Source organism: Streptomyces sp. RLA012 (assembly GCF_056270325.1).
The window spans coordinates 5467903-5494440 of the sequence record NZ_JBWDPA010000002.1; the positions used below are offsets into that span (position 1 = coordinate 5467903).

Below are 26538 nucleotides of genomic sequence, written 5' to 3' on the forward strand. Positions count from 1 at the left end.
AGTATCCGCCCGCTTGTTCGGGGGGATGGGGCCCTCCGTTGGGGAGGGGAATCAAGTGACTCGTCATACCTTCATGCGTGGCTCTCTTGCCACGGTCATCGGGTTGGCGCTCTCGGTGTCCGCCGTGCCGCTGGTGGCGCCTGCGTACGCGGAGACCGCAACGGAAATCACCGTTCCGGCCACCATGCGCACGACTCCGCGCTCGGCGTATCTGCAGAGCGCGGGGGCCTCCGGCTTCCTCGAGTACCGCTCCACCGCCGAGGGTTCCGGCCTCTGGTGGACCGGCTACGACGGCAGCCGAAAGCCGGTGGAAGGCGGCGAGCGACTCGAGCCGCGCACCGCGGGTTCGTACGGCACCGGTTCGGACGTCGTCGCCCTTCGCCCGTCCCAGAGCAGTGGTGGGCAGGTCCTGCTCCGGGACATGGGAACCGGTACGACGGAGACCGTGGCCGTCCCGGCGGACCAGAGCTATCTGCAGACGTACGGACATACTGTCCTGACCAGCACGTCGACCGGTGGGGAACGGACGCGGCTGTTCCTGCTGCACGACGAGAACGGCAGCACGGTGCAGAAGCCCGTGACCGGATTCCCGGACGGGACGGTCTTCCCCTTCTTTCCCACGGGTTCCGCCTCCGGCATCCTCGTCAACTACTTCGGCCCGGACCGGGTCCTCCAGTACGCCTGGGTGGATGCGGAGACCGGTGCCGCCACGCTCTTGCCTCCACTGGTGGCGAACATCTACACCGTGGTGGGATCCGACTACCTGGTCAGCTACAGCGGGTCCCGGGCGCGGGTGTACGCCCAGGGTGCCTACGACGCTCCCTCGCACGAGGTCGCGTTCCCCCACACCCCTGGGGACAAGATCCTCGGCGTCGTCGGTGACGCGCTCGTCGTCGCGCGGAGCAGCGGCTCCTCCGTCTGGAGCGTGTCGGCGCTGCCCTTCGACGGCTCCGCGGAGCTGCCCCTGCTCAAGCGGGCGGATCCCGCCACCGTCGTGACCCCCGACGGCGGCCTGGTCCTCGCCGGCGGAGAGTCCTCCCTGGACTACGGCATCGCCAAGGTCGAAGCGGGGGCCGACGGTCTGCCCCGAGTCCGCCGGATCGTGGGCCTTCCGGCCGTGCCCATGGGGATCGAGTCGCTCGATCTGAGCGGTGGTGAGCTGACGACCTACGAGTCAGGCGACGGGGCGACGCACCTGTACAGCCGCTCGCTGGCCACGGCGGGGACCCTGACGGCGGGCACACGCACGGACCGGGGAGCGACCCAGAGGTGCGGGGTCATGGCCGGGGACTACGGGAGCTGTCCCGACCTGATGGGTACGGGTGACGGCCGGGCGGTCATCCATAACACGGCCGGAGAGGTCTCCGTCCTGGACCGGGGTCAGTCCCTTCCCGGCACCGTCCTGACCTCCGGCCTCCAGGACAACCATGGCCTCGTGGACGTCGAGGGCCGGTATGCGGCCTGGCGTGGGCACTCGCCCGCGGGAGACGGCCTGATGGTGGCGGATCTGGACACACGGAAGGTCGTGCTCACCCGCACGGGCGCGGCCGGTGCGGTCCCCTCCGCCCTGTGGGGGGAGACGCTGTGGACGGCGGCAGCGGACGGCACTGTCACGGCCACGGAGGTGCGTTCGGGCAGCACGATCACGTCGTTCCGGGCGGTCGGCAGCGGCTGCGGTGTGGGCGACTTCCAGGCGGTGGGGCGCTGGGTGTACTGGTCCGGCTCGTGCGATTCTCCCCAGGGCGGCGTGCGGAAGGCCTTCGTGTACGACACCCGCAGGAAGACGCTCATCGCCGTGCCCACCGGCGGAGAGAAGCGCCTGGGCGACGGCTTCCTGGTCACGCGTGACTCCGGATCCGGGGCGCTGACCCTCACTGACGTCACGAGCGGCTCCGCGGTGAACCGGACCCTGGCGGCCAAGGCCGGAAAGTGGGACGTCGATCCGTACACCGGCCTGGTCGGTTACGTGGACTCGGCCTCCCAGGACATCCACGTCCTACGGAGCGGCATCCCCGCCACGGACATCGCGGTCCTGGGAGCGAGGACGCAGCCTTCGGTCGCCCTGGTGAACTCGTCGTCCTCGTGGGACGGCACATGGTGGCTGTCGAAGCCGGCCGCGTCGTGGACGCTGGTGCTCAGGAACAAGGCGACCGGGGCCACCGTGCGCACCCTGTCCGGTGGCGCCGCGCACGACGCGGTCCACACCTCCTGGAACGGCAGGACGTCGACGGGCGCGTATGTGCCGAACGGCACGTACAGCTGGACGCTGACGGCGACTCCGGGCGACAAGCGCGGTGCGTCGGCGACGGCGTCCGGCTCGCTGAAGCTGACCGGTGGTGCTGCGGTGAGACGCGACCATGTCGGGTCCGACGGCATCGGTGACCTGCTCACGCTCACCTCCCAGGGTGCGCTCTCCTTCCACCGGGGCGACGGCGCCGGGAAGTTCTCGACGAAGACTTCGGCGTCGGGCTGGCCGACCTCGATCACGATGGTGCCGTTCGGAGACCTGAACGGTGACCGCTGCAATGACGTGCTCGTGCGGCTCAGCAGCGGTGCGCTGCGGGCGTACCGCCCGGGGTGCGGCAAGGCCCTGACGACATCCACGCCGTACACCACGCTGGGAACGTCGGGCTGGAACCAGTACAACGTACTGACCTCACCGGGCGACATCACGGGTGACGGCCGGGCGGACCTGATCGCCCGCCAGGCGTCCACCGGTGACATCTACCTGTACAAGGCGACAAGCAGCGGAAAGCTCTCGGCACGGGTGAAGATCTTCTCCAAGTGGTCCGTTTACAAGAAGATCACCGGCGTCGGCGACCTCAACGGTGACGGGTACGGAGACCTGCTGGCGCAGGACACGTCGAACAAGCTGTGGCGGTACGCGGGCACGGCGACCGGCGGCTTCAGGGCACGGGTCAAGGTGGCCGACAACTGGGGTGCCTCCTACAACGTCGTGGTGGGCGCCGGCGACATCACCGGGGACGGGAGGGCGGACATCGTCTCCCGCGACACCTCCGGCAAGCTGTGGCGCAACAACGGCGACGGCAAGGGCTCCTTCGGTCCCCGCACCCAGATCGCCGCCGGTTGGCAGGGCTACAAGGCCCTGTACTGACCGGCTGTGACAGGTCGCGTCCGAGGGAGTGCCCAGCCCCTGACCACAGAGCCCGCGAGCGCACCGAACCCTTACGAGTTGAGTGTGGGCGTCCCCTCCGTCGAGGTCTTCCGCCGCTTGCGGACCGATGCCGGCCTCTCGGACAAGGCCCCCGAAGCGGTTGCGCTCGCCGTGCCCCACACATGGCACGGCGTGGTCCTCCGCCACGGGGGGGCCATCGGCATGTACCGCATGAGGGCACCGGACGACGTCCCGCTGCCCGGGCAGAACTCCTGACCTCCGGCCTTCGCTCGCGGCAGGGTCTGGGTGACGCGCCACCGTCGGCGCGAGAGGTCGCCCTCCTCGAAGGCGTGGACCTGGTTCAGGGTCCAGCGGCTCGCCTGCGCAAGCCGCCCCTGCACAAGCCACTCCCCACCCCAAAGGTCATGCCCAGGCAAAATGCTAAGATCCGGCCACTTGCCTGGGGGGCGCCGGAACGTCATCTGTGCTGCGGGTCCTTGACCTGCGGCTCGATGGCGCGCGCAAGTCTCTCCAAGCCTTCGTCTACCGTCCTTGGAGAGGTTCTGAATGGGCAGACGTGCGCTCGTACGAGGCGCCACCGCCGCAACCGTTTCCTTCACACTGGCTCTCGGCCTCAGCTCGCTGACGGTCGGCAGCGCGCACGGTGAAACGGTCACTGGAGAGGTGGTCGTACCGGCCACCACGGCCATGGTTCCCCGGACGGGCCTGCTGAGCGCGGGGCCCTCAGGGTTCCTCCGGTACGAGGAGGGGCGGGGCCAGCTGTGGACGACGTACGACGGTGTCGACACGGTCGTCGACGCGTCCGGCACGGACGTGTACGGCGTCACGAGTGCCGGCGCCGGCTCGGACGTCGTCGCCCGCTATGACACCTCCGCCAGGACCGTGACGCTGCGGAACATGACGTCCGGCCAGGTCAGTACCGTCGAGCTGCCCGACGGGTACGCGTACTTCAGCACGCTCGGGTCGACGGTCGTCACGACGGCGGGAGCCCCGGGCACCGACTCCGTGTGGCATCTGCTGGACGCGCGGGCCGACGGCTCCGTCTCCGACCGCACGGTGCAAGGCGTCCCCTCCGGCGTCTATCTGCAGTCCGCCGCCGGGCTGGGTGACGCACGCGGACAGGTCGTGCGCTACCGCAAGGGTGACGACGACGTCACCGGCTGGCTCGACATCGAGCAGGGGCGCTTCACCGCCCTGCCGTACACCGTGCGGTCGTGGTACTACCTGGTCGCGCTCAGCCCCACCCACCTGGTGTGGTACGAGGACGGCACCCTGCACGTCGCCTCCCGCCAGGACCCGGCCGCCGCCGTGCGGACCGTGGCGGTCGGCGAGATCTCGCAGGTGCTGGGCCTGGTCGGCGACAACGTCATCGTGTCCCGGTACGACTCCTCCCTGGGCCAGAACGACACCTACCGCGCGGTCTCGCGGGTCGAGGCCGTCCCCCTCGACGGCTCCGCGCCGCGCACGCTGCTGGCCAGGACGTCACGGCAGGCCGTGCCGACTCCGGACGGCGGGCTCCTGGTCGCGGGTGGCGCCGACACGGACCACTGGGGCGTCTCCCTCATCGAGGCGGCCGCGGGCGGCGGGGTCACCGTGCGCCGGGTCGCGGACGCGTACCCGACGCGGACCGCCCACACGGTCTCCCAACTGACCCTCACCCAGGGGCGGTTGACCACCGTGGAGACAGACCCCGTGGGTGACTGGTCGTATCTCCACACCCGTGAGACCGGCGTGGCCGACTCCCCCACCGCGGGAGCACGCACCACCCGCGGCCGCATCACGCTGGAGAACTACTCGGGAAGTCGCCCGCGTCTCCTCGACACCGGCGACGGCCGGACGGTCATCGCCGGCTACGGCACGAGCGCCGCCCAGCAGCCCCAGCTCCTCGGGGCCGACCGGTCGCTGCCCGGCACCCGGATCGACAGCTCCCGCAGCTACCAGACCGCGACCGCCGCGGGCGGCCGTTTCGCCGCCCTGACCAGGCCGTACGACAGCAACGGCGTGGCGGAGACCCGGGTCGTCGACCTCGACTCCGGGCGCACGGTGTTCACGACGACGGACAGCGTGCGGGCGATCTGGGGCACCACCGTGTGGGTGATGTCCGGCAACGACACCGTGGTCCCCTACGACCTGCTGACCGGGAAGCAGGGCGAGCCGGTGTGGTTCGGGCGCGGCTGCCTGCTGAACGACTTCCAGGCGGTCGGCCGTTGGCTGCTGTGGAACTGCGTGCTCAACTCGGAGGGGCAGGGCGTCTACGACACCGTCACCAAGCGGAACCTGACGCTCGCGGGCTCCGACTGGGAACAGGCGCAGCTCGGCGACGGCTTCGTCGCGACGGTCGAGGCCGGACAGCTCAAGGTGATCGACGTCCGCGGCGGGACGCCCGTGTCGCACACCGCCGGGAAGTTCGAGGGGAACGCCTGGGACGTCGACCCCTACACCGGCGTGATCGCCCAGCTCCGCTCCGACAACGCCATCCGTCTGACCTCCAGTGACGTCCCCGTCTCCGCCCTCGTCCAGCGCGACGCCACCGTCGCCGCCTCGGTGGACGTCAAGGGCGGCGCCACGCAGTGGAGCCCGAAGTGGTGGCTGAACAAGCCCACGGCCTCCTGGAAGCTCGTGATCGGCAACAAGGCCACCGGTGCGGTCGTCCGCACCCTCTCCGGCGGTCCGGCGCGCGGTGTGGTGAGCCCGGCGTGGAACGGCAAGGACGGCTCCGGCCGGCTGGTGCCCAACGGCGCCTACACCTGGACGCTGACCGTCATCCCGGCGGACGGGCAGGGCGCGGCGCTGACGAGGACGGGCACGGTCAAGGTCACCGGAGCCGCCGCGGTCCGCCGCGACTTCGTCGGGTCGGACGGCTTCGGCGAGCTGATGACGCTGAACGGCTCGGGTGGGCTGACGTACCAGTACGGGACGGGCAAGGGCACCTTCACCGGGAAGCTGACCGGGAGCGGCTGGGCGACATCGATCAAGGCCGTGCCCTTCGGCGACCTGAGCGGTGACCGCTGCAACGACGTCCTGGTCCGCTACACCAGCGGCGCCCTGCGCCTGTACAAGCCGGGCTGCGGCAAGGCGGTGACGCCTTCCACCGCGTACACCTCGCTGAGCAGCAGCGGCTGGCAGCAGTACGACGTGCTGACCGCGCCCGGTGACGTGAGTGGTGACGGCCGACCGGACCTGATCGCCCGCAACACCTCCACCGGCACCGTCTACCTGTACAAGGGGACCAGCGCCGGGAAACTCTCCACCCGCGTCAAGCTCTACGCCGACTGGAAGACGTACAAGAAGATCGTGGGCGCCGGGGATCTGAACGGCGACGGCATCGGTGATCTGCTCGCGCAGGACAAGGCGAACAACCTGTACCGCTACGACGGCACCGGCAAGGGCACCTTCAAGGCCCGCGTGAAGCTGTTCGCCAACTGGGGCGGCTCGTACAACGCGGTCGTCGGCGTCGGGGACATCACGGGTGACGGCAAGGCGGACCTCGTCTCCCGCGACACCGCAGGCACCGTCTGGCGCAACAACGGCAACGGCAAGGGCTCCTTCGGCGGCCGTACGAAGATCGCCACCGGCTGGCAGGGGTACAAGGGCCTGTTCTGAGCCGGCCGCCTTCGAGAGGCGACGGAAGCGGTCGGAACGCGGGGGCGGCGCGGCAGCGAACTCCTGTGTGCAGCCGGTGTGTTGCTGTGTCACGGCTGTGCTACCGCGGTGTTCTGAAGGGAAGTCAGACGTGACCTGCGGGCTCCGGGGTCCCTCATAGTGATCACAGAGCGGGAAACCGGCGGTAACGCCACCCGCTCCCTGCTACCGCCGCCTCGGAAGGAACCTCCCGTGATGAACCGCCACCTGCGCCAGGCCGTCGTCGCCATCGCCGCGATCACCGCCGGACTGCTGATGACGGCGTGCCAGAACGGCACCGACGACAGTTCGTCCGGCAAGAGCGGAGCGGACGCGCCGGCGGTCGCGGAGAAGGCGTCGGACGCCAAGAACTCGAAGGGTGTCAGCGGGTCGTTCAAGAACGGCAAGGTCACCTATCTCGCCCCGGGCAAGTACATCGTGTCCGTACCGGGCAAGGGCGACCAGCAGTTCTGGGTCGCCAACGACACCGAGGTCTACGGCGTCGGCACGATATGCGGCGACGCGAGCTCCAAGGTGGACGCGCCCTGCACGCTGGACCAGTTGGAGGCGGCGACCAAGAAGGGTGCCGTGAACGCCGACGTGGAGATGAAGAACGGCATCGCGAGCCTGGTGACAGAGCGGCGCGCCGCCCAGCAGGACTCCGGGTCCGAGGCGGGGTCCGGGTCCTCCGGTTCGGGTTCGGACTCCGGCTCGTCGTCCGGCTCCGACTCCGACTCATCTGCCGGCTCCGACTCCGACTCCCGCGAGACCGTCGTAGAGGGCATCGACGAGGGCAAGGGTGTCAACGGAACCTGGTTCGGCAACGTCTCCTACCTGGCGCCGGGCAAGTACACGGTCTCCGACATGAAGGGCACCGAGCAGCAGTTCCTCGTCGCCGAGGACACCAAGATCCTGGGATACGACGACATCTGCTCGGGTGAAGACGGCGAGATGCAGTGCACCGAGGGCGAACTGGAGACGGCCGCCCAGAAGGGCTTCAGCGCCGAGGTCGTGATCAGCAACGGCATCGCGACGACCATCCGCGACGACCACTGAGCCGCACTCCCACGGCGAGCCGGCGGAGGGCCCCTGCGCGTTGATGTGGGCCCCCTACCTCGGAGATGACCCGGCCGCAGGGCCGGCCGGAATGCACGGTGCCGAAGAACGCGGGGCAGAACGCGGGGCAGAACGCGGGGCGCCGGATCGACACCGTGCATGTGCAGTCGCTACGGACACCCGGATCAGACCGCGAGACAACACGGTTCGGTCAGGACAAAGCCGCGCACCGGTACGCTCCGGCCACCTGGCGGCGCCCATGCCCACGGCGTGCCCGTAAGTACGGACAGACACGGTCATCAGTGGTGCGATCCTGCACCCCCGAACGCCACCTCACAGCACATGTGGCCAGCTCAGAAGGCATCTGGCGACGCAAGCGCCGTCGCCACCCAAGCCGAGAGTGCGAGTTCGATTCTCGTCACCCGCTCCATGATGAAGCCCCAGGTCTGCGGCCTGGGGCTTGTGTATGGGTGAGTCGGTCTGGTGTTTTGCCGGCACCTCTGCACCCCAAGATTGGGCACGCGGAGGGCGCGAGCGCCTCGCGGCCGCAGCCCGCTCACGTCATTGCGCGCTGCTGACCTGCGACTTCACGCCGACCATCGGGAGGTTCGCGCGGTGAAGGCGCTCAGCCCACCATTCCCGAACGGCGCCGGATGCCCACGTCACCCCGCACGTCAGCAGGCGAGCCAAGTCCCCTGTGAAGAAGGACCCTTGGCCGCAGAGCATCTCGTATCAGAGTGGGAGGTCGTCGGGCAGGACCCGGAATGCCTTGTAGCGGCCCAGCGGGCGTACGGCCCGGAAGTCGCGCCGGTCGAGAGTGAGGATCGCGTCGGTGTCGTAGTCGGCGGCAAGCGCCACATTCACCGCGTCGGCGAGATCGAGGTCCAGCGCGCCATGGCGCACGCGGACGGACTGGGCGGCGCCCAGGTGGTCCTCCGTGACCTCCGGCATGACGACCCGGCCCCGGCTCATCCAACGTCGCAGGTCGTCGACCGCACTGAGGGCGGCCTCCCGCCCGAGCTCGCGTGTGGCGACGTGATCGAGTTCGGCGAGCAGCAGCGGAGACATGACCAGGAGACCGGCCGCCATGATCGCCTCGTTCGCCGCCCCGTGCTCCGGGTGCGTCGAGTCGAGAGCGGCCAAAAGACCGGACGTATCCGCGATGACGATGATCACGCGGCAGTTCCGGGGTCCGTCTCGCGGCAGGCCGCGTCGGCGACCGCGTCACGGACCTCGGCCTTGGACGGCGTACGACCTGGTCCCTCGAAGGTGCGCGAGAACAGCGGCTCGTCCCAGACACGGTTCGCCATGGCCGCGAGATGGATCCCCTGACGGATGATCTCGGCCTCGCTTATCCCACGCCGCTTGGCCGCCTCCTTGATGATCGCCAGGTCCTCGGGGTCGGCGTAGACGTTCGTGCGCTTCATGGACATGTACCAAGTGTAGTCCATGTACCAGAGTGATGTACTGGTCCGGGCGCGCGACTCTTCCTGCCTCGGTGTGTGTCGGTGCCGACAGCAGGGAAGAGCGGCGGAGAACACTCGGAGGCGCAGGAAGCAGCGCGCGGCGTACGGAAGAATGCGCGCATGGCTGAGAGTGGGGATTTCCGGGACGGCCTCGCGGATCGCATAGCGGTCTTCGATCGAGTGACGGTTGCGGAGGCCGCGCTCAGGGCAGAGGAGGAGCGGCTGCGGGTAGTGGGGGAATTCCCGTACTGGCCGGGCAGTACCGGCGGGAACCTGCGGCTCGCCCGCCAGATGCTCGCTTTTCGCGACCTGGAGCCCGGCGATGTGATTGTCGCCAATCGGGGCAAGTCCGAGGTGCTGGCTGTGGGCACGATCGCCGAGGGCTACTCCTACGATTCGGGCGCGGAGAAGCACCGGCACACCGTGGGAGTGGACTGGGACACGTCCTATGCCCAGGTCTTCGACTCGCCACGGCACGCCTGGCAGCAAACCCTCGCCAAGGTTCCCGCAGCACTGTGGAGGGAGATCCGGAACGGGCGCAGCGCGGCACCGGCCGAGTTGGTGAAGCCGGAGGTCGGAGCGGACGCCGAACTTCCCGACGCCGTACGCAAGGTGCGGGACCTGCTCGACCACAAGGGACAGGTCGTACTGCAGGGCCCGCCCGGCACCGGCAAGACGCGGCTGGCTCTCAGCGTGGCTCTCGCCGTGGCGGGCCGCGGTGATCTGATCGACGCCCCGTCGGAAGAACGGGCCTCGGCGCTGGCCGAGTTGTCACAGGTGCCCCAGGGCGCGAAGGCCGCGCGCCTCACCATGGTGACGTTCCACCCGTCGTACGGGTACGAGGACTTCGTCGAGGGGTTCAAGCCGGCCGCGGCGGCAGCCGGTGCAGGTCTGAACCTGACGATGACGGACGGGTTGTTCCGCCGCGTCTGCGCAGCGGCCCAGGCTGCCCCCGAACAGACCTTCCTGATCGTCGTGGACGAGATCAACCGCGGTGATCTGCCCCGCATTCTGGGCGAGCTGATCACCCTTCTGGAACTCGACAAACGGGGTTCCGTCTCCATCACCCTGCCCACCAGCGGCCGACAGCAGACGGTACCGCGGAACGTGCGCATCATCGGCACGATGAATTCCACCGACCGCAGCGTGGGGCACATCGACGCCGCGATCCGACGCAGATTCGCCTTCCTCGACGTACCACCGGATCTCGATGTACTGGACGGCGGAGTAGAAGGACTCGGCCTCGCTGACCTCCTGGAGGGCCTGAACGCCAAACTCGATGCCTGTTTCGGGCCGGATCACCTGCTCGGACAGGCTTATCTGCTGGCCGACGACCGGCCACTGGCCACCGCCGAACAGCTCTCCCACGCCTTCCACCACGAGATCGTGCCGCTCGTGACGGACTACTGCCTGGGCCAGCCCGACCTCTTGAGGGATGTGCTCGGCAAGCTGGTGGACGACCGCACCGGTCGTGTCGTGCAGACCAACCCGCAGGACTTGCCGGGGATGCTGGCCGACGAGTTCGCCGGTACTGAATCCGCGGGCGAGGAACGGCCGGGTGACGTCGACGCCACCCGCTGGGACGGGGAGTAGCGGGGTGGCCCGGACGGCCGCCCGGCACGAAGTGATCCTCGGCGAGCATGAGTCCGTCACCGTCCCCCGCTCCCAGCTGTACGGGGACGACCTCGACAAACTTCGTTCGGTCAAGGCCGTCGGCGTCGTCGAGGTCGGCAACGGCTATGTGCTCAAGGCTCGGGCGACCACGGGAGTGCTCCAGCTCGAACGGATACGGCTTGTTCTACGCCCCAAGTTCCCGATCGCCGGAAAACAGCTGATCAATTGGCTCTGCTACGCCAACGGCCGACGTGAGCCCGACGAGACTCTGCGCAACTGGCCCCTCGGCCAGGACGGATATGCCGGACTGGTGCTCGCCGCCCTGCTCCACGAATGCCGTCTGCTGTTGCGCCGCGGTCTGCGCAGGGACTACGTACGCCGCCCTCGGGTCGCCACGGTCCTGCGGGGTCGGCTCGACGTCGAAGCGCAGGCAACCCGGTGCTACGGCGCGGTCGATCGGCTGCATCTTCAGACCTTCGAGTACGAGGACGGGGGCTGGGAGAACCTGGTGTGCGGTGCCGCGCTCACGGTCGCCGCCGGGCGGTCCACCGACCCGGCACAGACCCGGTGGTTGCTCGACGCCGCAGCGCAGTTCCCGTCCCCACGCCGGCCACTGGAAGCGGCGTCCTTGTTGGCACGAGGGCAGTACACGCGGCTGAACACTCACTACCGAGCCGCTCATGCCTGGGCACAGATGGTTCTTGGCGGGGGTGGCGTGACGGATCTGCTGGATCCTTACGGCTTCGGAGCAAAAAGCCTGTTGCTCAATCTGAACGTGCTGTGGGAGAACGTGGTCCGCCGGATGGCGGTCGACGCGGCTACAGCTCTGGGCGGGAGGGGTGCGCGACCAGGAGAAGGAGCCATCCGCACCCACGGAGGGCTGACGGACAGAACCCCGCCGTTCAATCCCGACGTGCTGCTGGTATTCCCTCCGCGGGTCGGGGGGTCACCCGCGCCTCGCTTCCTCGCCGTGGACGCGAAGTACAAGAGCTACGTGACGAAGAACGTCTCCTCCGCCGACCGTCACCAGCTCCTCACCTACATTGCCGGCTACACCGACCCGGAGCACGCGCTCGCCCTCGTGGTTCATCCCGCACCCGACGGTTCGCCCACCGAGCGCGACCTGCGGATCGAGGGACCACGGGGCAAACTGGGGCTCATCAAAGTACTGGGCCTCGACACCCGCGGGACCCCAGAGAACGCCGCCAGACCGCTGCAAAAGGCAATCGCCGACTTCGCCACTTCCGCCAGCCCGCTGTGACCGCATGTCCTTCGCACTGTTCAGGTCTGCGCCCCACGTTGTTCGGCCGTCGCTGAACCGTCCTCAGCGTGCTCCTGCAACGGCATACTTCCGGTCGGCGCTCGCTTTCAGGGCTCGGCTGCTGATCAGCCACTGAGAGGGGCTCCGGACGACTCCGATCGGACGGCGTGCCCGTAGCGTGCCCGTAGGACGGATCAGCCACGGTCAACAGCGGTGCGCCCCTGCACCTTCGGATGCCACGCCGGATAAGATATTCCCAGGTCAGACGCTATCTTGCTGCGCAAGCGCCGTCGCCACCCAAGCTGAGAGTGCGAGTTCGATTCTCGTCACCCGCTCCATGATGAAGCCCCAGGTCTGCGGCCTGGGGCTTGTGTTTTGCCGAGGATGGTCCGGCAGTTTCCGGCGCACAGAGTGCACGAAGATCGGGCACGTGGCGGGCACGGGCACCGGGCGGGGGCCCTGGGCGTAACCCGCCCACCCTCGCAGCCTCTTGTCGACCTGCGGTTTCGCAGCGCGAGTCGGAACCTTTCCGCGCCACAGGACCTCAGCTCGCCGTTCCCTCAGCAAGCCTGAACTTCGATGCGCGCACGGCGAACCATGCTCGCCGAGGTCATTTCCGCGGCCGGGGCTTCGATGCCGGAGGCCTCCTTCACAGCGGCAGATCGCCGGACAGCCACGGGAGACCGCAGGTCGGCTCCTACGCAGCCACGCAAGCGACGTCGCTTACCAGGCCGGCGGCGATGCAGCCGGTGCCCGAGTGGGCAACGGCGTAGGAACTCCCTCGAATCGCCCCGGCGCGAGCGGTGTTCAGCTCGTCGGCCTCACCGACGTGAGCGGCGCTCCACTCGGCTGAGGGACGTCGGCTCCGACGGGCCACCGCGGTGGGTGCGCGCAAGTGCCCGGGGGGACAGGCGGGATCGGGCCGAGCGGCCCGGTTCCCCCCCGCTGCTCGCTCGGTTGTCCGGGAACCACACCGCAATTGTCCTTGATCGGTAACGGACGCATCCCGTGGCCGCCGTTCCTCGTCCTACCAGGTGGTCGCGAGGTGACCAAGGAATCGGCGAGGAACTACGGGAGAGCGGGGCGGACATGGCGCGGCACAGCGGCGGGCAGGGCTGGTACGGCAAGGTGCTCGGCGCGGCGATCGGGGTGGCGTTGCTCGCCGGCGGTGCCTCGATGTGGACCGCGCAGGCCGGTACCGTGGGCGGCTCGTCGCCGAAGGCGACCGCGTCGGCCACGCCGGGCAGTGACGTCAAGCCGGTCGCGGTGACCATCGCGCACGCCTCGGACAAGGGGGCGCGCGGCGTCAACATCACCATCGACGACGGCCCCGACCCCATATGGACCCCCCAAGTGCTCGACGTACTGCGGGAGTACGGGGTGAAGGCCACGTTCTGCATGGTGGGGACGCAGGCGCAGGCCCACCCGGACCTCGTGAAGAAGGTGGTCGCGGCCGGGCACCGGCTGTGCGACCACTCGGTGTCGCACGACACCACCATGGACAAGAAGTCCCAGGCCTACCAGTCACAGCAGATCCTCGACGCCGAACGCATGATCACCGAGGCGTCCGGGGGCGTACGACCGATGTACTACCGGGCGCCCGGCGGGGCCTTCACCCCGTACAGCCGCACGCTCGCCGCCTCCCGCGGCATGCGCCCGCTGGGCTGGAACGTGGACACCAAGGACTTCGAGCGGCCGGGCACGGACGCCATCGTCGCCACCGTCGAGCGGGAGCTGCCGGGCGGGCCGACGCTCCTCTTCCACGACGCGGGAGGCGACCGCGCCCAGACCGTCGAGGCCCTGCGCCGGATCCTCCCCCGGCTCAAGGAGCAGGGCTACTCCTTCGGCTTCCCGGTGCGCTGAACCCCGGCCCTGGTCGATACCGGCGTTCGAAGGGGCAACTTTCTCTACTGTGCGTCGCCCAAGGGCAGCTGCGGCGACCGGCTGAACGTCGGCGACGAGACCCCCAAGGATGTCATCGCCGCCGCGTACTTCGCGCACAGCGCCGACCTCGCGGCCCAAATGGCCGGGGAACTCGGCAAGGACGCCTCCCCCTACCTCGATCTCTTCGAACACCCGCTGGCGGCAGCGGTCCGGCCGGTTCACGCGGACGTGGGAGGTGCCGCGCCTTCACGTCCGCGTTGTACTCCGGCGCCTCGGGGCTGATCGACTCGTCGGCACCCCAGTCGGCGCGCGAGACGATCGGCGGTTCGGGCACGGTTGATGGCGGCGCGGACGGCGGCGCCGAGGGCGACGCGGAGGGCGACGCGCTGGAGGACGTGCTCGGCGACGGCGACACGGAGTCCGTGGGGGACGCCGGCGCGGAGGGCGGGACGGAGTCGGTGGCCGCCGACGTGGTGTCCGTCGCAGCCGGGGATGTGGTGATCTGGCCGTCCGTCGGCGTGACGGTGGTGCCGTCGGTGGGGGCGGCGGAGTCGGTGGGCGCGGATGCCGTGGCGCCGGGACTCTCATCGGCGACGAACGCGGCCCGCTCGGCCGCGGTGCCGCCGGCCTCGGTCTCGGCGTCGGTCACCACCCCCGGGTCGACCAGGTTGACCTCAAGGCCCTTGGGCAGGGCGGAGCCGCTGGTGCCGTTCTTGCGGATGACCTGCACCTGCATGCCGTCGGAGGGGCCGACCCACAACGGCTCGGACGCTCCGCGCACTCCGACGCCGGGGTTCTCCAGCGGGTCGACGTTCAGTTCGAGGTCCTGCCAGGCGCTCCACTGGCCGGTGTCGAGGCTGCGGGTGCGTACCTGCGCCGTGCCGGCGAGCCGGCGAGCCGCTCGGCCGCCCCCGTCCAGGAGACGCCGAGCATCGAGAACCGCTCGGTGTCCGTGCGCGGCAGCTCCCGCTTGTCGGCTGTGCCGCCTTTCAGCGCGAGGTCGTACACCTTCACCGGCCGCTTGGCCCGGCCGGCCGCGCCGGGATCGGAGGACGGGCTGGCGACGGCGTAGGTCACCACGCCCCCGCCTCCGAGGACCACCGCGCCGAGCGTCAGCCACGCCCGTCGTTTCATGCTCAGCGGTCTGTACACATGCGACGTACGACGACCCACCACGTACTCCACCCCTAGAAGGCCCTGAAAGGCCACAGAAAAAAGTCACATGAGGCACACCCGTCACACAGGTGGCCGCCCTCTACAGCGCACCGCGTCCGACGAACATCACGGGGCGACAGGCCTCGGTGATACAGGTCACTGCGAGGGCGATGTGTCCTGCGGACGTCGGCCATCCCCTTGGCCGTCCGGCACCGGAAGCGCGGGCGATCGGCTGATGCCTCCCGCGGTGGCCGGTGCTGTCGCGGTGGCCGGTGCTGTCGCGGTCAACGGCACTTGTGGCCGTGACACTTGGCACCGGTTGCTGGGGCGCCCGGTGTGGGGGCGGCAGTGGTGGTCGTCCTCTTGCCGGTCTTGCCGGTCTTGCCGCTCCGCTTGTCGGGGGCCGCGGACGGGGAGGGCGTGGGAGCGCCGGGCTCGTCGGTGCCGCGGCCGAGGGGGGCCGGCGCGGGGAAGGGGGCGTCGGGCAGGCCGGCGAGGGCGTCGCGCATGTACTGGGTCCAGATTTCGGTGGGGATGTCGCCGCCGAACACCTTCTGGAGGCCACCGACGCCTGCCAGGGACTGCAGCTGTGGGTGGTTCGAGTCCTCTCGGAAGAGGACGACAGAGGTGGCGAGTTGCGGGGTGTAGCCGATGAACCAGGCGGAACGGTAGTCGTCGGTGGTTCCGGTCTTGCCCGCCGCGGTCCTGCCGAGAGCCTGGGCCTTGGTGCCGGTGCCCCGGGCGATGACGCCCCGGAGCACGTCGGTCACGTTGCCGGCGACCGCCGCCGGCAGGGCTCGCACGGGAGCGGGGGCGGAGAAGCCGGCCAGCGCCGAGCCGTTGTGGGTGACCTTCGTCACCGAGTACGGGGTGGCCTGCATCCCGTCGGCAGCGAACGTCGCGTACACGCCCGCCATGCGAATGGCGCTCGGTGTGGAGGTGCCGATGTAGAAGCCGGCGCTGGGGGCGGCGAGGCTGCCCGGGCGCAGGCCGAGGGTTTGTGCCGTCCTCGCCACGTTTCGGTAGCCGACGTCCTCTCCCAGTTGCACGTACGGCGTGTTGACCGACTGCTCCATGGCCTTGCGCAGAGGGATGTAGCCCCAGCGCTGGGGGGTGTCGTTGTGCTGGTGGAGGAGCCCGGTGGGGTCCTTGGGGTCGGCGACGTAGTTGCCCTGCTGGTCCTTGATCTTGATGCCGTCGTCACCGTTGAACCTGCCGGCCGGGGTGATCGGCTCGGGTGACCTGCCGGGTCGCAGTACGGCTCCGTGCTGGAGTGCGGCGGCGAGGACGATGGGCTTGAAGGTCGATCCCACCGGGACGCCGGAGGTGTCGGCGTTGTCCGAGTAGTGGGCGTGGTCGAAGCCGGGGCCGCCGTAGACGGCAAGGATCCTGCCGGTCGTGGGTTCCACCGAGGCGGCTCCCACCTGGACGTCCCGGTCGACCGACCGGTGGGCGGGGTCGAGGCGTTGCCCCCGCACCGTGGCGACAGCCTTCGTCAGTTCCGCCGTCCGCTTCCTGTCGAAGGTGGTGTGGATCTGGTAGCCGCCCCTGCTCAGGCTGCTGTCGGTGATGGTCGGGTCGTGTGTCTCGGCATACGACCTGGCGAGTTGGACCAGGTAGCCGGTCTGGCCCGTGAGCCCTGAACCGCGGGTCCACTTCCTGGGTGTGGGGAAACCGGCGGCCGCGTACCGTGCCCGCTGCCCGGGTGCCAGCTTGCCGGTCTTCACCATCCGGTCGAGCACCCAGGACCAGCGTGCTTCCGCCTTTGCCCTGGCCGCGGGATCGGAGTCCGCGTACTGGAAGAGACTCGGCTCGTTGACCGCCGCGGCGAGGAAGGCTCCCTGGCTCACGTCGAGCCTCTCCACCGGGAGGTCGTAGTACATGCGGGCCGCGGCCTGGATGCCGTTGGCCTGACGACCGAAGAAGCAGCTGTTCAGATACCCCTGGAGGATCTGCTCCTTGGTCATGCCGGCGCCGATCTTGGTGGAGATCAGCAGTTCCTTGAACTTGCGTGAGACCGTCTGCGACTGGTCCAGGTAGGTGTTCTTGACGAACTGCTGGGTGATCGTCGAGCCGGACTGGACGGAGCCGCCCGCGGCCATGTGGACGACGGCGCGGAGGATTCCCCGCGGGTCGATGCCCGGGTCGGTGTAGAAGGAGGCGTTCTCCGCGGCGATGAAGTCCCACCGCACGTCGGCGGGTACCTGCGAGAGGGTGACGTTCTGCCGGTTGACGCTGCCGTCGGTCGCCAGGACGGTGCCGTCGGACCAGTAGTAGACGTTGTTCTGCAGCAGTGTCGTGGGATTGGGGTCGGGGATGGTGACCGTGGCGTAGGCATAGCCGACGGCCGCTGCCGTGCCGCCGAAGAAGAGCAGGAAGAGCGCCAGCAGTTGGCGCACCGACGGCAGCCAGCGGCGCGGGCCCGTCCTGCCTCGGCGCGGGTAGTCGATCCAGCGTTTCTTCTGCGGTGCCCTTCTCCGGGCACGGCGCGGCATGTCCTGTCGGGGGGCCTGGTCACGATGTGCGGCCCGGTGGCCCGTGGCGCGGTCACCTCCGGCGCGCGTGCCGCCGTCGAAACGCTGCGGCGGTCGGCGCCGGTGTCCGCTCATGGGCTCTGATCACTGTCCTCTCAGTACAACCGCGGTGTCTTGGATCACTTCACGGGATGGTGGGACGAGCCGATGGCACGACCCTTGCGGGTGGGGGTGGGAGCGGCGCGCGAGGTCGGGGACGTGATCCCGGGGGGCGCTGCGGTGGGCCCGGACGTGGCCGCGGGAGCAGTGGAGGCGGCCGGCCGGTCGGTGGGACCGGGGGTCTTGTGCACCGCGGGGCCGGAGTTCGGCTGCCCTGCGGTGGGACTCGCGCTCCCTGCGGAGTGGCCCGTGCCGGGCGAGGCATCGGGTGCGGTCGCCCGGGGCGTGGCCGGGTGCGCGGAGTCCGGCTGCGGGCCGAACGGAGAGCTGATGCCGGGTCCGCCCAGCATCGCGCTGACCAGCAGGGCGACGCAGCCACCGGCGGGGATCACCAGCAGCCGGGCGGCGCGGGGCACGCGGCGCCGGCGTCGCCCCGAGGAATCGACGAGGACGGGCCGCACCGACTCGTCGGCCGGCGTCTCCGGTTCCGGTAGGGGGGCGTCCGTGTCGAACTCCGGGGGCGGCACGGTGAGGACGTCACCCTGGGCGGAGTCCCACGCCGTCGTGACGGGGTCCGATCCGGCCACGTAGGGACGCGTTCCGGCGGCGTGGGGGTCCGTCTCCGTCACATGGGTGCCGCGCTCCGAGTGCGTCCACTGCGCGAGTTCCACCGAGTCCCAGGACATCGTGCCCGTGCCCATGTCCGTGCCCGTGCCCGTGTCCGTGTCCGTACCGACGCTGCAGCCGTACTCGTGGCCGTAGGCATACCCGTACCCGGCATCGCCGTACAGTTCCTGGCCGTACGGGTCCTCGCCGTACCCTCCGCCGCTTTCGTCCGTCCGCTGCACGAGTCGTGCCCCCCTGTCCCGGCCGACCGACGCGGTCGTCCGCATGGAAAGAGCGAACTCGGCCGGAAGTGTTACACCTCGGCCTCGCCGTACGGACCGACTCGACCGCAAGGAGCGAGTCGGACGAAAGGAGCGAGTCGGACGAAAGGCAGGCAATCATGACGACGGCTTGCCGAGGGCCCGCGCGCGGGAGCATGGCCGGCGGGGAGCAAGCGTGCCGTTCGCCCTCGGCGAGGCGGACACGCGGTGCCTCTGCCGCCCGCGGATTCCGGATCCGCGCCCTTCGCGCGCCTCAGGTCGGCAGCCACTTCACCACCGCGTCCCCGTACTCGGCCGTCTGTGCGTAGAACGCCCTCAACTCCCGGTGCGCCACCGCGAACGCATGCCACGTCTCCGGCTCCGCGGTCACGCCGCCGTAGCGCGGCAGCAGTTCGGCGCGGGCGAAATCCCACAGCGCGTCGAAGTCGGCCATCGCCAGGAACCCGGCCACCCGGCGGGCCTGGGCCGCCGTCAGCACCAGGAACGGCGGCTTGCGCCGGTCGGCGCGGAACACCGGCCGGCCACCGAGCACCACCTGGGTCTGGGGCCGGTCCTCGGCACGATGCGGGGGAGCGCCGGCGTAGATGCGTTCCTGGTCCAGATAACGCTTGTCCAGCTCCTCTTCACAGTGCCGGCCGACCCGGTGCCGGACGGTCTCCGAGTCGTCCTCGAAGAGCCGTTCGAACCAGGTCGTGCTGTTGCGCAGTGCGGGGGGCGGCACCGCTCGCAGACGGAGGTACGTACTCATGCCAGAGGGAGCGCACGGGGGCGCCGAAGCATTACGCGGCCCGACGGACCCCGTTTGGGGAAGACAGCTCGACCGTCGTGCGCGCGGGGGTGGGGCGGTACCGCGCCGGTTGCCGGGAATCCCCCCGTGACCGGGTAACGGATCGACCGCCGACCTCGCTCTCTTCGAATGTGACGACAGAGCAGGAGACGAGACCCCATGCGGCGGCCAGGCCCGTGCGGTGGGCGGCGGACACGGTGGCGACGATGCGGGAGGGGGCACGGCTGCGCCTCGACTACTCGGCATCCAGCCTGTGGCGCGTCGACCGGATGATCGACGACCTGCGGCGGGAGGACACGCCCTACGCCGCCGTGCAGAGCGTGCTGCGCGGCTTCGGGGCGTATACGGGTGAGGTGATCGTCCGCCAGGCGGGCGCCGAGTGGTGGGAGGCGGACGGGGACCACTGGATCCGCACGGCCGAGGGACGGCTGTGGAACCCCATCGACGAGGCCCGCCGCTGCTTCACCGGACACGGCTCGCTGCGGCTGCTGTGCCGCGACGCGACGGCGGGCGCACCCGAACCCCGGGATCGGCGGCCGCGGTGAGGTCCGTGATCCGCGCCGGGCCGCCCGCCACCGGCCCGATACGTGCGTGGGGCGGCCGGAACCCCGTGCGGTCGGCGGGGTCCCGGCCGCCCCGTCCCTCTCCGTGCCGCTCACGGGGGGGGGGAGTGAAGAGCGGCACGGAGAGAGGTCCGTGGGGTGCGGCGTCGGCGTCCGGTGGACGGGCGCCCTCTGCCTGCGCGGTACCGAACCCGGCCCCGGCACTCACCCAGCGGATGGCCGGCGCGAAACATCACCCGACCGGGACAGTGCCGGTCGCGCCGCGACTTGCGCACACCGGATCCACGGGGTGCCGAGGAGCCGTCGGGCGGCCCCGGATGCCCCGGCGCGGACACGCGTGCCCGGCGCGGACACGCGTGCCCGGCGCGGCGCGGCTCTGCCGAAGCTGCCGCGCCGGCCCTCGCGTCCTCGGCGGCCGGGCGGCGGGCGCCGGCGACGACGTGAAGGGGCGCCTGAGACGTTGTGACATTTCTGTGAGAACAGACGCTGGTCATCATGGGGCCGTCGATGCGACCGGAGCACGGCGGGCGGCATGCACTCGCCATGAACCCGGTACGAACGAGGACAGTCTTGGGCCAGGTACGGCAACCCCGGCGTGTACAGGCGTACGACGGGGAATTGGGCGCGGCGGTCGCGCGGGCCCAGGACGGCGACGAGGCCGCTTTCGCGGTCGCCTACCGGTTCGTGCAGCCGGGCCTGCTCGGCTATCTGCGCGGCCTGGTCGGCGACGACGCGGAGGACGTGGCCTCCGACGCCTGGCTGGAGATCGCCCGTGACCTCGGCCGTTTCAAGGGGGACGGGGCCGGGTTCCGCGGCTGGACCTCGACCATCGCCCGGCACCGGGCGCTGGACCATCTGCGCCGCCAGCGCGTACGGCCCCGGCCAGGAGGGACCGAACAGGATGTACTGGACCTGCCCAGCCGGCACAGCACTCATGACGAGGCCCTGGAGTCCCTGTCCACCGAGCGGGCGCTGGAACTGGTCCACGGGCTGCCGCGGGACCAGGCCGAGGCCGTGCTCCTGCGGGTCGTCGTCGGCCTGGACGGTCCCGCCACCGCACGCGTCCTCGGCAAGCGCCCGGGAGCGGTGCGCACTGCCGCCCACCGGGGCCTGAAACGCCTCGCCCGCCAGCTGGGCGTCGCCGGCGAAGCGGACGAGGGTGTGACGAATGAGGCTTCCCCAACGCTGGGGGAGCCGAAATGAACGACGACGGCAACAGTGACCGACGGACAGGCAGCAGACCCGGAACGTCGAACGAATCGAACCGGTCGAACCGGTCGAACAGGAACGGAAGCGGACATGGGTGAACGGCAGGGCGGCGACGGAGTTCCGGGCCGTCGACGTGTGCACCCTGGCGGCGCCGCGTCCGACCCGTGGGAGGTACGTGACGCCGCCACGCTGGAAACGGAGCTGGGCGCCGTCCTCCGCGGAGGCCATCTCGACCCCGAGGCCGAGCAGCGGGCCCTGACCGCCTTCCGGGCCGCCCATGACGCAGGCGCGCGCCGGGCGCGCACCCGGCGCCGGGACGACTGGCGGCTGCCCGCGGAGCGGCGTGCCGGGCGTCCTGTGAAGATGACGCTCGGCGTGGTGTTCGCCAGCCTCACGCTGGGTGGGGTGGCGTTCGCGACCATCGGTTCCGTCGGCTCGTCCACGGACGGTGCCGGTGCCGGTGCCGGACGCGGGACCGCGCACCCGTCGGCGGTCGCCCCTGACCAGCCGGGCGGTGGGGCCTCGTCGGCGTCCTCCGGCGGCCCCGGACCGACGGACCGCCCGGCCACCGCCCAGGACACCGAAGCCCACTGCCGCGCCTACGAGCAGGTCAAGGACCGCGGCAAGGCGCTCGACTCGCGAGCCTGGCAGCGACTCGTCACGGCCGCCGGCGGGAAGGACAAGGTCGCCGCATACTGCTCCGAGCAGCTGGCGGGGGCGACCGCCACGCCGAGCACGACCGCCGGCAACGGCAAGGCGGGGAACGCCGGCGCCTCCGGCAACGGCAAGGCGGGGAACGTCGGCGCCTCCGGCAACGGCACCTCCGGCAACAACGGCGGCGGCACGGGCAACGCGGCCGGAAACGGCCAGGCAAGCGGCGGGAAGGCCAACGGGAAGCACAATTGACTTGCACCTCGGGCTGAAGCCCGAGGATTCCGGCCTTCTCGATCGTTGCTGTGCCGCTACGCGGCACGGGGTTCGGTCGGGAATCCGTGGCTTCCTGTTTCTTCGCGCTGTGCCAGAACGAGTTCTGGTCTTACCGGCGCTCCGCAGGCCGATACCGCCAGTCCGGCGGCCGTCTTGATGTTGATCGCGGCGTTGAGGTCCCGGTCGTGGACGGTGCCGCAGGCGGCGCAGGTCCGTTCCCTCACGTCGAGGGGTTTGGGCCCGTCTTTGACGCCGCAGGTGGAGCAGACCTGACTCGTCGGCTCGAACCGGCCGATCTTGATCAGGGTCCGTCCGTACCGTTGTGCTTTGTACTCCAGCATGTTCACGAATGAGGCCCAGCCGGCGTCGTGGACGGACTTGGCCAGCCTGGTGCGTGCCAGTCCCGTCACCGACAGGTCCTCCACGGCGATCCCTTGGTTCTCGGAGATCAGCTTTGTGGAGAGTTGGTGGTGGAACTCATGGCGGGCATCGGTGACCTTGACGTGGGCGCGAGCGACCTTGAGCCGGGCCTTTTCGCGGTTCTTCGAACCTTTCTGCTTGCGGGACAGTTCCCGCTGGGCCTTCTTCAGCTTCTTCTCCGCGCGGCGCAGAAACCGCGGGGAGTCAGTCTTCGTACCGTCGGACAGAACGGCGAAGTGGGTGAGGCCGAGGTCGATGCCGACGGTGCGGTCGGTGGCGGGCATCCGCTCGGCATCCGCCTGTGGGCCGGTGTCGATGACGAAGGAGGCGAAGTACCGCCCGGCGCAATCCCTGACCACGGTGACCGAGGTGGGGGTGGTGGGCAGCGTGCGGGACCACTTCACCTTCACCGCCCCGATCTTCGGCAGGTTCAGCCGTCCGCTGTTGGTGATCTTCCAACGGGCGTTCGCCGGTGAACCGGATCGACTGGCGGGTGTCCTTGCGGGACTTGAGCCGCGGCGCACCGGTCCTGGGCCCCTTGCGGGTGCCCTTGAGGGAGGCGAAGAAGTTGCTGTAGGCGGCCTCGGCGTCGCGCAGGGACTGCTGGAGAACGACCGCGGAGACCTCGCCCAGCCAGGACCGCTCCACGGTCTGCTTCGCCTGGGTGATCAGCCGTATGGACAGCTCGCCGATCTTCGGAAACGGCTTCCCGGCCTTGCGGGCGCTCTCGCGGGCGTACACGGCGTCGTTGAACACGACGCGGGCGCACCCGAACGCCTTCGACAGCGCGGTGCGCTGGGCCGTGTCCGGGTACAGGCGGAAGCTGTACCGAAGCTGCATACGAGGATCGTAAGAACGAGCCATACCGGCTGTCGCCGGGAACACCCGTTCCCCACCTCACCCCCGGTGACCGCACTGTCCGGCTCCGCCGGAACGACACCGCGACGCACCGCGCCGCGGTCACGAGATTCGCTTCACCACCGGACTGAAGCCCGATGCACTGCGAATGAATCCCGGTAGCCCCCGCCGTGCCCCATCCGTACCCGTGAGGGCGGACAACCACGGTCACCAGCGGTGCGATCGGGCCGGCGCAACGGCGACGGCACAACGACCACACGCTGGTCTGTCGCCGAGCAGCCGACAAGCACCGTCGCTTCCCAGGCTGAGGGTGCGAGTTCGATTCTCGTCACCCGCTCCATGGCAGAGGCCCAGGTCAGCGACCCGGGCCTTTTTGCTGTCCTCGACATGATCGCCCCGCGCCCGGGCGAATCCGAAAGCGATCCCGGCACCCTGAGGCCCCGCTTTCCATGCCGGCCCGGGGATGTCGGCCCGTCCGTTCGGGACGGAAGGGATACGGCCCGTTCGTCGTCCGGCTCAGTGGGCGCGAATGGCGTCGGCGGGTGGTGTGCGCAGTGCCTGGCGGGTGGGGAGTTCGATGGTGAGGAAGGCCGTGACCGTGACCGTGAGCGCGAGGCCGGGCAGGAGCCAGGCGGGGCCCGCGGGCCAGGGGCGGCCGAGGAAGCCCTGGCCCAGGAGGGCGAGGGGGAGGGCGGAGAGCAGCAGGGCGGTGGCGAGCGCGGTGGCGGCGGTCACCGCGGCCTCGCGGCGCATCATCGACCGGATCTGACGGGGTGTGGTGCCGTTGAGGCGGAGGGCTCCCAGCTCGACCCTGCGCTGAGCGGTGGCCGCGACGAGCTTGTTGGCGATGCTCAGGAGGAGGTAGACGAGCAGGACCACGATGGTGGCCAGGTTGATCCACACCTCGGGCGGGGCGTCCTTCAGGCCGCCGGTGGACGGGGAGTTCGCGGGCGACAGGGTCAGGCCCGGGCTGGATGCCGCGAGGGCCGTCAGGTTCTGGCGGGCCGCCGCCGTGCCGTCCGTGCGGATCAGGAGGGACTGGTCGAGTGCCGTCGTGGTGTGGCCGGCCGCCAGGTCGTGGGACAGCACCACCGTGCCGAAGCCGAGGCCGCGGCCGTAGACGGCGACGACCTTGGCGTCGACCTGTGTGCCGTCGCCGAGGATCAGACTCACCCGGTGGCCCACCGTCGCGGAGCGTGAGTGGGCGACGTCGCTGCTGACGGCGACGGTCGCGCCGGTGAGGCGGTCCAGGCCGCCGTCCCGTACGTCGAGGTCGAGGACGCCCGCCGCGTCCGGGGTGAGGATCGTCGCGGAACCCGACTCGGCCGCCGGGTCGCCGAACTGCTGGTACTGCCACACCACGGTGGTCGTGCCGACGGGTGCGGCGGCCTTCACTCCGGCGGTCCTCCGTACGGCGGCGAGCGTGCCGGCGGGCAGTCCGCCCAGGCCCGGTGCGCTCAGGCGCTGCTGGGCGAGGGTGCCGGTGCGGGTGTCGTGGGCGGTGGCCGCGAGCACGGTGGTCTGGGTGAAGGTGTACGTCAGCACGAACACGACCGCCATGGCCAGGGTGCTGACGATGCCCGCGTTGCGCAGGGCGTAGGCGCGGAGGTTGGCCATCGCCAGCCAGGTCGGGGCGGATCCGCCGTACCGCGTCGCACGGGCCGCCGCGCCGCCGATGCCCCGCACGAGCGCCGGGCCGGCCAGCGCCAGGCCGATCGCCCCGAAGATGCCGGCGATCGAGGTGGCCGTGGCGCCGATGACCGTGCGGGAGAAGAGCGGCAGCGCCGACATGGCCATCGCGACGACGATGACGAGCACGCCGATACGGGTCCGGGTCCGCGACGGGTTGCGGGGCTCGCTGCGCGATTCGGCGACCGCCTCGGTGGCCGGCATCCGCGAGGTGCGCCAGGCCGAGCAGCGGGCCGACACCTGGACGGCCAGGACCAGCAGGAGGATCGCCGCGAGGGCGGGCAACGGGCTGAAGGTCAGGGGGAGTTCGGGCGGTATGACGCCGCGGTCCGCGAGCAGGCGGCGGAACTGGCCGGCGAGCAGGTAGCCGAGGCCCACGCCGGGTGCCACGGCCACGGCCGCGACGACGGTGGACTGGGCGGCGGCCAGGCGGCGGATCTGCTTCGGGGTCGCGCCGACGGCCCGCATCAGCGCCAGGTCGCGGCGCTGTCCGGCGATCGACACGGCCAGCGCGCTCGCCATCACGAACCCGGTGATCAGCACGATGATCCCGGAGAGCGAACCGGCGAGGAGCACCAGCAGCGAGCGGGACGCACCGGCGCCGGGCGCGGCCGTGTCGCCCCGCTCGGCTCCGGTGACGGCTCGCAGCCCGGTGCCCTTCAGCTTCGTACGGACCTCGGCGGCGACCCGTTCCTCCGCGCCGGGCGCGGTGCGCAGGCCCACCAGGTCGACGCGATCCGCGTGACCGGACAGACCGGACAGACCGGACAGTCGTACGGCGGTCGTGTCGGCGAAGTAGACGCCCGCGTCCGGCGCGTCGACCACGGCCGAGACGCGGTAGCCGGTGGCGGGGCGGGCGTTGACCACCACCCGCACCCGGTCGCCGGGCTTGATCCCGGCCGTGGCGGCGGTGGCGCTGTCCACGGCGATCTCGTCGGAGGCGTTCGGCTCGCTGCCGGTGACGTGCGCGCCGGCCAGCAGCTTCGTCGAGGACCAGCCGTGCCCCGACACCTGGGGATCCTTGGCCGGTACGACCTGCCCGTGGGCGTCGACGAGGGCGGCGGGGAAGCTGATGTCGCCGACCGTCGCGGTGACTCCGGGCAGCTCCGCCAGTTCGCCGACGAGTCGGGCCGGGACCCTACGACGTTCCGGGAGCGCGAGCGGCAGGTTGCCGGCCGGGTGGAACTCCTGGTCGGCGGCGACGATGACGGACGCGCCGGCCAGCCGGCCGGCAGGCAGGTGGGAGCGGAGGCCGGACTCGGCCAGGACGCCGGTGGCGGTGATCAGTGCCGCGCCGCCGAGGACCGCGCAGGCCACGGCGATCAGCGCGGTGACGCGGTGTCCGACCATCTGTATCGCGAGACGGAACATG

17 protein-coding genes and 2 pseudogenes are annotated in these 26538 nt (G+C 70.5%); 10 read left to right on the forward strand and 9 right to left on the reverse strand.

Going from position 1 to position 26538, the window contains the following annotated elements; translation table 11 throughout:
• Positions 1 to 73: 73 nt before the first annotated feature.
• The 4 genes and pseudogenes from RV986_RS24985 (at position 74) to RV986_RS25000 (ending at position 7813) form a co-directional block, all read left to right on the forward strand.
• Positions 74 to 3115: an FG-GAP-like repeat-containing protein gene (locus tag RV986_RS24985; RefSeq protein ID WP_475919529.1), complete on the forward strand. Its 3042-nt coding sequence runs from the start codon at positions 74 to 76 to the stop codon at positions 3113 to 3115.
• 39 nt (positions 3116 to 3154) lie between these two features.
• A pseudogene (locus RV986_RS24990) lies at positions 3155 to 3349 on the forward strand (GNAT family N-acetyltransferase); the annotation flags it as partial.
• A 333-nt stretch (positions 3350 to 3682) separates the two neighbouring features.
• Positions 3683 to 6739, forward strand: a complete 3057-nt coding sequence (locus RV986_RS24995) for an FG-GAP-like repeat-containing protein (RefSeq protein ID WP_475919530.1) — start codon at positions 3683 to 3685, stop codon at positions 6737 to 6739.
• A 234-nt stretch (positions 6740 to 6973) separates the two neighbouring features.
• Positions 6974 to 7813: a hypothetical protein gene (locus tag RV986_RS25000; protein WP_475924419.1), complete on the forward strand. Its 840-nt coding sequence runs from the start codon at positions 6974 to 6976 to the stop codon at positions 7811 to 7813.
• Positions 7814 to 8545: 732 nt separating this feature from the next.
• Here the strand turns inward: RV986_RS25000 and RV986_RS25005 are convergent.
• Both RV986_RS25005 and RV986_RS25010 read right to left on the reverse strand, forming a co-directional pair.
• A complete protein-coding gene (locus RV986_RS25005; RefSeq protein ID WP_475919531.1) occupies positions 8546 to 8989 on the reverse strand; it encodes a PIN domain-containing protein in 444 nt (147 codons plus the stop codon).
• Positions 8986 to 9246, reverse strand: a complete 261-nt coding sequence (locus tag RV986_RS25010) for a ribbon-helix-helix domain-containing protein (protein ID WP_475919532.1) — start codon at positions 9244 to 9246, stop codon at positions 8986 to 8988. Before RV986_RS25010 ends, RV986_RS25005 begins: the two co-directional genes overlap by 4 nt.
• A 153-nt stretch (positions 9247 to 9399) precedes the next feature.
• On the opposite strand from RV986_RS25010, the gene RV986_RS25015 reads away from it, so the two are divergent.
• From RV986_RS25015 to RV986_RS25025, 3 genes are all read left to right on the forward strand, one after another.
• Positions 9400 to 10872, forward strand: coding sequence for an McrB family protein (locus RV986_RS25015; protein WP_475919533.1), 1473 nt, complete (start codon positions 9400 to 9402; stop codon positions 10870 to 10872).
• 4 nt (positions 10873 to 10876) lie between these two features.
• On the forward strand, positions 10877 to 12154 hold the full coding sequence (locus RV986_RS25020; protein ID WP_475919534.1) for a 5-methylcytosine restriction system specificity protein McrC: 1278 nt from the start codon (positions 10877 to 10879) through the stop codon (positions 12152 to 12154).
• Positions 12155 to 13243: 1089 nt separating this feature from the next.
• Positions 13244 to 14017 (forward strand): polysaccharide deacetylase family protein, encoded by a 774-nt coding sequence (locus RV986_RS25025; RefSeq protein ID WP_475919535.1) that lies wholly within the window; start codon positions 13244 to 13246, stop codon positions 14015 to 14017.
• Positions 14018 to 14129: 112 nt separating this feature from the next.
• Here the strand turns inward: RV986_RS25025 and RV986_RS25030 are convergent, their stop codons facing one another.
• The 5 genes from RV986_RS25030 to RV986_RS25050 form a co-directional block, all read right to left on the reverse strand.
• Complete coding sequence (locus RV986_RS25030; RefSeq protein ID WP_475919536.1) at positions 14130 to 14819, reverse strand: hypothetical protein; 690 nt, start codon at positions 14817 to 14819, stop codon at positions 14130 to 14132.
• 32 nt (positions 14820 to 14851) lie between these two features.
• Positions 14852 to 15172, reverse strand: a complete 321-nt coding sequence (locus RV986_RS25035) for a hypothetical protein (RefSeq protein ID WP_475919537.1) — start codon at positions 15170 to 15172, stop codon at positions 14852 to 14854.
• Positions 15173 to 15477: 305 nt separating this feature from the next.
• The gene (locus RV986_RS25040; RefSeq protein WP_475919538.1) at positions 15478 to 17802 is read right to left on the reverse strand and encodes a transglycosylase domain-containing protein; all 2325 of its coding nucleotides are present in this window, start codon (positions 17800 to 17802) and stop codon (positions 15478 to 15480) included.
• A gap of 44 nt (positions 17803 to 17846) precedes the next feature.
• Positions 17847 to 18719 carry a hypothetical protein gene (locus RV986_RS25045; protein ID WP_475919539.1) on the reverse strand — a complete coding sequence of 291 codons (873 nt, stop codon included), beginning with the start codon at positions 18717 to 18719 and terminating at the stop codon, positions 17847 to 17849.
• A 247-nt stretch (positions 18720 to 18966) separates the two neighbouring features.
• A complete protein-coding gene (locus RV986_RS25050) occupies positions 18967 to 19461 on the reverse strand; it encodes a DUF1877 family protein (RefSeq protein WP_475919540.1) in 495 nt (164 codons plus the stop codon).
• Between the two features lie 170 nt (positions 19462 to 19631).
• Here RV986_RS25050 and RV986_RS25055 point away from each other — a divergent pair, with 170 nt between their 5' ends.
• From RV986_RS25055 to RV986_RS25065, 3 genes are all read left to right on the forward strand, one after another.
• Entirely contained in the window at positions 19632 to 20045 is a 414-nt protein-coding gene (locus RV986_RS25055; protein ID WP_475919541.1) for a hypothetical protein, read from the forward strand.
• A gap of 588 nt (positions 20046 to 20633) precedes the next feature.
• The gene (locus RV986_RS25060; protein ID WP_475919542.1) at positions 20634 to 21266 is read left to right on the forward strand and encodes an RNA polymerase sigma factor; all 633 of its coding nucleotides are present in this window, start codon (positions 20634 to 20636) and stop codon (positions 21264 to 21266) included.
• Positions 21267 to 21362: 96 nt separating this feature from the next.
• Positions 21363 to 22178, forward strand: a complete 816-nt coding sequence (locus RV986_RS25065) for a hypothetical protein (RefSeq protein ID WP_475919543.1) — start codon at positions 21363 to 21365, stop codon at positions 22176 to 22178.
• A gap of 56 nt (positions 22179 to 22234) precedes the next feature.
• On the opposite strand, the pseudogene RV986_RS25070 reads toward RV986_RS25065, so the two are convergent.
• Together RV986_RS25070 and RV986_RS25075 are read right to left on the reverse strand one after the other, a co-directional pair.
• Positions 22235 to 23459, reverse strand: a pseudogene (locus RV986_RS25070) (RNA-guided endonuclease InsQ/TnpB family protein).
• Between the two features lie 534 nt (positions 23460 to 23993).
• Positions 23994 to 26537, reverse strand: coding sequence for an ABC transporter permease (locus RV986_RS25075; protein ID WP_475919544.1), 2544 nt, complete (start codon positions 26535 to 26537; stop codon positions 23994 to 23996).
• Position 26538: the final 1 nt, after the last annotated feature.